Origin of the sequence: Streptomyces chengmaiensis (assembly GCF_029846775.1) — a bacterium.
Lineage (GTDB): Bacteria > Actinomycetota > Actinomycetes > Streptomycetales > Streptomycetaceae > Streptomyces > Streptomyces chengmaiensis.
The window spans coordinates 1-5,945 of the sequence record NZ_JARWBG010000115.1; the positions used below are offsets into that span (position 1 = coordinate 1).

Here is a 5,945-nt window from a genome sequence, read left to right on the forward strand (position 1 = left end):
CTGCCGGTTGCCGTCCTCCCCGAGCCGAGCGGCCATCGGCTCGACCGACTTGCGTTTGCCGTCGGTCAGCAGTCCCCGCAGGTAGACCCGGCCCCACCGGCGCTGGTCGTTTCTCGCGAACGGCTCGAACATCTCCGACGCAAACGCCTCCAACTCACCACGCGCCAAAGTCATCTCGTCCGGAGTCACACCCACTCAACGCCACACCGGGCCCGAAGGACACGCACCAGGACAACCAACCTGACCAAGCACTACTAGAAGGCTCATGAAGATCTTGGTGAGGGGTTGTCCGGCCGCAGGCCGGGCGGCCCCTGTGGTTATGCGGGGGTTGGTGCGAGTGTCCAGGTGCCGTTGGCTCGGGTGAGTCCGAGGTTGATCAGTCGGCGGAGGTTGAGGGCGGCGGCCCGGGTGTGGAGCCAGGTGTCGTTGGCGATGGTGCCGCGGTAGCGGAGTTTGCGGTTGCTGTGGTGGACGAGCCAGGCGACGGCGCGTTCGACCGGTGGTCTCCAGCGGCGGTAGGCGGCCTGCCAGTCGGGGTCGTGGGCAGCCTGATGGCGGGCGGTCGCCTGCCACCTTGACCAGCCGGGCACTTCTCACGCGTTGCACTGGTGCGCTGGCTGGCCGTTGCAGGCCAGCACCCTTTCGTCATCCGCCTGGCCGTCGCGTTCGAGGCGCTACCCGGCTAGGCGCATGGCGCCGCGCGACAACTGGCCTCGCCTGCGGCCCAGCTAGAGGCAATTCTTCGCGCACGCGACCAGCTTGCACAACGTCGTCCTGCGAGTTCGGAGACCGTCTCCCCACCGGACGCGCCCTGAGCCAACCTCTCCGCAGCCGGCCCCGGCCGGCGGGGGCCGTGGCGGGAAGGTCAGAGACGGGCCACGCCGCCGTACTCGATCCATTCGTGAGTCCGCTGTCTGGGGGCGAGTTCGGAGTCGGGCCGCCAGGTGGAGACTTCGACCAGACCGGGCGCGAGAACGTCCAGGCCCGACAGGTAGGCCTGCACGTCTCTCACCTCGCGGACCCGGCCCCAGTTGCCTCCCGTGCTGCGGTTCATGAACTCGGTGACGGAATCCCGGATGTGCTGGTGGGCGCTGACCAGCTGGCACACCACGAGGAAACTCCCCGGCGGCAGGCGTGCGATGACACGCTGGAGCAGCCCGGCGGGGTCGTCCTCGTCGGGAATGCAGTGCAGCACCGACACGAACAGCGTGGCCACCGGCTGAGACAAGTCGATCAGACGCTGAGTGTCCGGGTGCTCCATGACGCCGGCGGTGTCGCGCATATCGGCGCGGACGACCGCCGTCCGTTCGTTCTGCTCCAACAGCGCCCGGCCATGGGCCAGAACCATGGGGTCGTTGTCGACGTACACCACACGGCTGGAGGGGTTCACCCGCTGTGCCACCTGGTGCACATTGTCCTGCGTCGGCAGCCCGGAGCCGTGGTCGAGGAATTGCCGCACCCCGTACTCGGCAGCCAGCACCTTCACCACCCGCTGCAGGAATCTGCGGTTGTTGACGGCAAGCGCCTGCGTGCTGGGGGCCTGCTCACTCAGCGCGGCGCAGGCCTCCCGGTCTGCTGCGTAGTTGTCCTTGCCGCCCAGATAGAAGTCGTACATGCGCGCCACACTCGGCGTGCTCACATCGATGGATGACAGCGGTCGCTCCCCGGAACTCATCGCTTACCCCAGCCGTGCCCGTACCCGGCAACCCCGGGCCCTTGGGGCCCAGGCAGTCGGCACATGCTGTCAGCAGCCGTGCATGCCGAGCCAGACCCCTCAGGAGGGATTGCGCCACCCCGGGGCACACCCGACCAGCACACCGCCCAGCGCCGGGCCAAAGGTCCACGGCTCGGAGTCAGAGGCAGGAAAGAAGGGCGTCCGGCCGGGCGGCCGACAGCCTGCGGCGTGCGGCCGACAACAGACTGCACACCGCTGCTTCCTCCACCCCCATCAGGTGTGCAGCCCGCTTCGCCGGCAGAGTCAGCACCCAGCACAACAGCGCCGAATCCGCCTGCGCCACCGGCAGTACCCCATAGACGTCTGGCGCTTCCGCCGCCTGCTTCCGCAGCCTGCCACGGCAGGCCGAAGACACCGCACGGCCCAGCAACTGCCAGGCCACCGCCTCCGGACACGCACCCAGTGCCGCCGTCCACCGCTGCGCCAGATCCTCCAGAGCGGTCTGCACCGCCTGACTGCTCACCTGTGCCTCCGCCGTCCGCGCGTGTGCGTAGCGCAGATAGTCCTCCTGGTACAGCACGCAAAACGCCGTGTAGTCCAGTGGCAGGCAGATCGTCACCGGTGCGACGGCCGCCTCCCGTGCGGCCCGGGCAGCTGGCGCGAGGCCGCCGACCCATGATGAACAGACCACCGACACCCTCCCCTTATCTCCATTCCCCGGCTCTCACCGCCGGCAGCGGCACCCGCCGCCTGCGGCGCCGTCTGCCTCCATGCCCCCCGGCGCCGCGTCCGGCATGGGATGCACCCACACCAGGAACGCGTAGTGGGCCTCCTCCCACAGCGGCCGGATCTCCGCGGGCCCGGCCCCCAACGCGGAGACGAACGCACCCGTCGTCTCCCAGTCCGGCAGCACGTCCCCCGACAGCAGATCCTCCACTGACTCCGGCGTCAGCGCACCGGGCTGGATCCGGCACAGATGCGCCACACCCGGCCGCGCAGCCGCCAGATACAACCCCCACAGAGCCGCCCGTAACCGCGCCAGCTGCTGAGGAAACGCCTGCCGCGCCGGCACGCACACCCCGTGGCTGCTTTCCCACAACGCACTCAGATGAGCAGGATCGCCCCCGAACGCCTTGACCAGTGAAACCATCACAGGCCAGCTCGGCAGCCGTTCCCCCGACAAGATCCGCGACACGTACGACGCCGACAGCCCCGTGTGCTGAGCCACCTCCCGGATAGGCAGACGGCTGGCGCGATGCAGATACGAAAGCGCCGACGTCAGACGCTTGGACCCCGTCACCGCACGCTCGCCTCCTCCGGCCTCCGCCGCCCCTGCGCCGTCCGCGACCACCTCGGCGGCACGGGCCCGCTGCCTGGCCCGGCGGTCCATCGCCCGCCGCACCTGTTCCCCGTTCCACCGAAGACGGGCAGTCGGAACGCTCACCCGGGCCGCCTTGGCCACCGCCTCCCAGCCCGTGCCCGACACACGCGCATCATGCACTGCGGCTGCCCGATAGCACTCGACCTCCCGCGCAAGATCCCCCGCGTGCCGCAGCAGCGTCTCCAACTCCTGCCCGCCGTACTCCGCTGCCAGCAGCCGAGCCGCCATAGCCTGCAGATCCTCCGCCAACGACCGCCCCAGCGGACTGGCCGCCGGCTGCGTGGGCAACCGCCCCTCCCGCTCCCGCTGCGCCTGCCGGCGGCACTTCACCGTGCAGTACTGACGCCGCCGTCCGCGCCCGGTCCGCTGCTCGAACCTGCGCCGGCAGTAGCCGCACAGGCCGTAGCCGGCCTCCACCATGCACCACCTCTCCGCACACCCGGCGATTTCCTTCCCGGACACCCAAACTCCGTGCGGGCCGCGCACAGCAAACGACCACTGCCGTGCGCGGCCCGCCCTGCAGGGGGCTAGCCGGTCCGCAGAGTCCGGAACACGAAGCGCGAACGGCGCGCAGCACCCAGGGCCGCAACCATCGCGACCGCCGCCGTGGGGGCCTCCCACGCGTCCGAGATGAGCACCAGCGGTCCGACAACAAGGGCCACGAACGCACTCATCTCCAGCGTGACAGCCCAGGCACTCACCCGATGGGTTTCACCCGCTGTGAACTGCGGAATGTTACGGTCGTGACCTGCGGAGGGCACGCAAAAGCCCCCGCAGCGAAACAGATCAGGCATGGAACGAGGATTCCTTTCTTGGTCAACTCAGAGAGGCCCCGGACAGGTTGGACAGCCCCCGGGGCTTTCTCGCGTCAACGAACGCTAGCTGCTCCCCGCCTGCCGCGCTATCAAAACCCTCCCCAGCGCAAACATCTGATCGCATCAGGCGATGAAATCCGCGCCCCGGCCCACCCGGAATCCATGCAATTGCATGCGTCACTCACAACCGCATACGCCGAGAATGAAACCGATCACAAAGTGATCAGGAATAAAAGGCGCGTACATGCCCGCTGGTGGCGGCATCACCCTCACGTCGGCTGGCTCCGCAGTCGGAGCGGCACCCCTTCTTTGACGGGTGTCCGCACCCAGGCGGAGTCCCAGGGAAACGGCGGCGACACCCGGCTACAGCAAACATTCGCATCTGCGCATGCATGCGGTGTCGGCGTCAGCGCGACGCCGCTGCCTCTCACGAATGCCGCGCGACGGCCCGGACCCAAGAGTGCTGGGTAAGCCTCGCGCTGAAATGCCGCACCACGTGTTCAGTTGGTGCTGACGGTGCCGCCTGGAGGCCCCTGCCGTCGCTTCTGATCAGATGGTCCAGAGCGAGGGCTATCCAGGAGCGACGCTGCGCTCCTGGCCGCAGCCCGTGCACCACTTCCCAAGACGCAACCGTCGGCCCGTGATCGGTATGAGGAGTGGCTGAAAGCGCCTATATCGCTGAGGGTGGGATGTGCGAGGTCTGCTGGTATGGGCCATCCTGCCGACCAACCGCCTGCAACAGACGGGGCCGTGTCTGAGGGGGAGGTGAACGGATGGAACGGGAGTGGACGACCGGCGGCACCGCCGCCAGAGGCGGAACGGAAGCCGAAGGGCTCGGCGGTGTACGCCGGGCTCTGGACGCGGGAGTACGTGCGGTCGCCGAGGGGCCGGTAGCGCTCGCGGTGGTGGGCGACTGCCTGGCCACCGACCACGAGCTGCGCGGCGTGCTTCCGGCCGTGCAGGCGGGCCGGTGGGCGGAGCTGACCCGATGGCCGGGCTCGTACTGGGTGGTTGCGAGCGACGGGCGGCAGCACTTCGTGTGCGGCGGCCTCGCCGGCATCCGGGCCGTCTACTACACGCCGCACGAGGAGGGGACAGCGTGGGCCAGCGAGCCGGTCCTGCTGCGGCGTCCGCTCGTGCCGGACCTGCCCTTGCTGGCGGCCGGGCTCGGGGCGGGCGAGCACCACTGGCCGCACCGCACGCCGTACGAGCAGATCGTGCCCGGCGGGTTCGGACTGTTGCTTGCGCCCGGGGCACCGCCGCAGCTCGTAGACATCCGCCGCGTCAAGCCCGTGGACGAGCTGCGCGAAGGCGCCGAGTGGTTCGGCCGCGTCCTCGCCGACGCCGTCCAGCACCGTGTCCGCGCCGCCGGCGGGGTGGTGGGGGCGGATCTGTCCGGCGGGCTGGACTCCTTGGCGGCCGTCGTGCTCGCCGCCGGCGTCGGCTCTGTGCACGCGGTCACGTACACCGACGGCTACACCAGCGGCGAGGACATGGCGTTCGCCGCTCGCGTCGCCGAACACACCGGCACGCGGCACGCGGTCGCCGCCGGAAGCGACGAGCAGCTGCCGTTCTCCTTCCCGCCCGGGCAGCCGACCGGGGCGGAGCCGGTGCTGGACGCTGCGATGTACGCCATGGACACCGCCTACCTGCACCCCGTACGAGGGCTGCCGCTGCACCTGACCGGCCACGGCGGAGACATCGTGCTCGACGCCTCCAGCTCCTGCTGGGTCCGCCTCCTCCAGGAGGGCCGCCGCCGCGAGGCCCACCGCCAAGTCGTCGCGTTCGCCCGCCTGCGCAACACCGCCCCCGGCCCGTACTGGAAGGCCCTCAAGCAGGCCGCCGACCTCGGCCGGACCGGCACCCTCGAACAAGCCGCCTAGGCCTTGGAGCGCGGGCCCGTCACGCCGCAGGCCGCCGTGGGCGGATGGTCGTGGTGCCGCCTCGGAGCCGGGGCCTCCTGGCTCACAGCCGAGGGACGCCACGAAGTCGCCGCGCTGCTGCGGCAGGCCGCCCGCGACCAGCAGCCGGAGTACGCGGACGAGTTCGACCAGTGGGCCGCCCTCCGGTCGGT

Annotated in this window: 8 protein-coding genes; 2 read left to right on the forward strand and 6 right to left on the reverse strand. The window is 70.1% G+C overall.

What is annotated here, in order from left to right:
• From QCN29_RS36455 to QCN29_RS36480, 6 genes are all read right to left on the reverse strand, one after another.
• On the reverse strand, window positions 1-174 hold a 174-nt coding region (locus tag QCN29_RS36455; RefSeq protein WP_279933553.1), incomplete at its 3' end, for a transposase.
• A 143-nt stretch (window positions 175-317) separates the two neighbouring features.
• On the reverse strand, window positions 318-590 hold the full coding sequence (locus QCN29_RS36460; RefSeq protein ID WP_398860706.1) for a transposase: 273 nt from the start codon (window positions 588-590) through the stop codon (window positions 318-320).
• Between the two features lie 275 nt (window positions 591-865).
• On the reverse strand, window positions 866-1,675 hold the full coding sequence (locus QCN29_RS36465; RefSeq protein WP_279933545.1) for an SAM-dependent methyltransferase: 810 nt from the start codon (window positions 1,673-1,675) through the stop codon (window positions 866-868).
• Window positions 1,676-1,853: 178 nt separating this feature from the next.
• Complete coding sequence (locus QCN29_RS36470; protein ID WP_279933547.1) at window positions 1,854-2,294, reverse strand: hypothetical protein; 441 nt, start codon at window positions 2,292-2,294, stop codon at window positions 1,854-1,856.
• A gap of 105 nt (window positions 2,295-2,399) precedes the next feature.
• On the reverse strand, window positions 2,400-3,518 hold the full coding sequence (locus QCN29_RS36475) for a helix-turn-helix domain-containing protein (RefSeq protein ID WP_279933549.1): 1,119 nt from the start codon (window positions 3,516-3,518) through the stop codon (window positions 2,400-2,402).
• 65 nt (window positions 3,519-3,583) lie between these two features.
• Window positions 3,584-3,850 carry a hypothetical protein gene (locus tag QCN29_RS36480; RefSeq protein WP_279933550.1) on the reverse strand — a complete coding sequence of 89 codons (267 nt, stop codon included), beginning with the start codon at window positions 3,848-3,850 and terminating at the stop codon, window positions 3,584-3,586.
• A 794-nt stretch (window positions 3,851-4,644) separates the two neighbouring features.
• On the opposite strand from QCN29_RS36480, the gene QCN29_RS36485 reads away from it, so the two are divergent.
• Window positions 4,645-5,754 carry an asparagine synthase-related protein gene (locus QCN29_RS36485; RefSeq protein WP_279933551.1) on the forward strand — a complete coding sequence of 370 codons (1,110 nt, stop codon included), beginning with the start codon at window positions 4,645-4,647 and terminating at the stop codon, window positions 5,752-5,754.
• A 3-nt stretch (window positions 5,755-5,757) separates the two neighbouring features.
• A partial coding sequence (locus QCN29_RS36490) for a hypothetical protein (RefSeq protein WP_279933552.1) occupies window positions 5,758-5,945 on the forward strand: 188 nt, incomplete at its 3' end.

Coding starts and splice junctions, on each gene's coding strand:
- QCN29_RS36465 (WP_279933545.1), bottom strand. CDS start 1,675: ATGAGTTCCGGGGAGCGACCGCTGTCATCCATCGATGTGAGCACGCCG.
- QCN29_RS36480 (WP_279933550.1), bottom strand. CDS start 3,850: ATGCCTGATCTGTTTCGCTGCGGGGGCTTTTGCGTGCCCTCCGCAGGT.
- QCN29_RS36485 (WP_279933551.1), top strand. CDS start 4,645: ATGGAACGGGAGTGGACGACCGGCGGCACCGCCGCCAGAGGCGGAACG.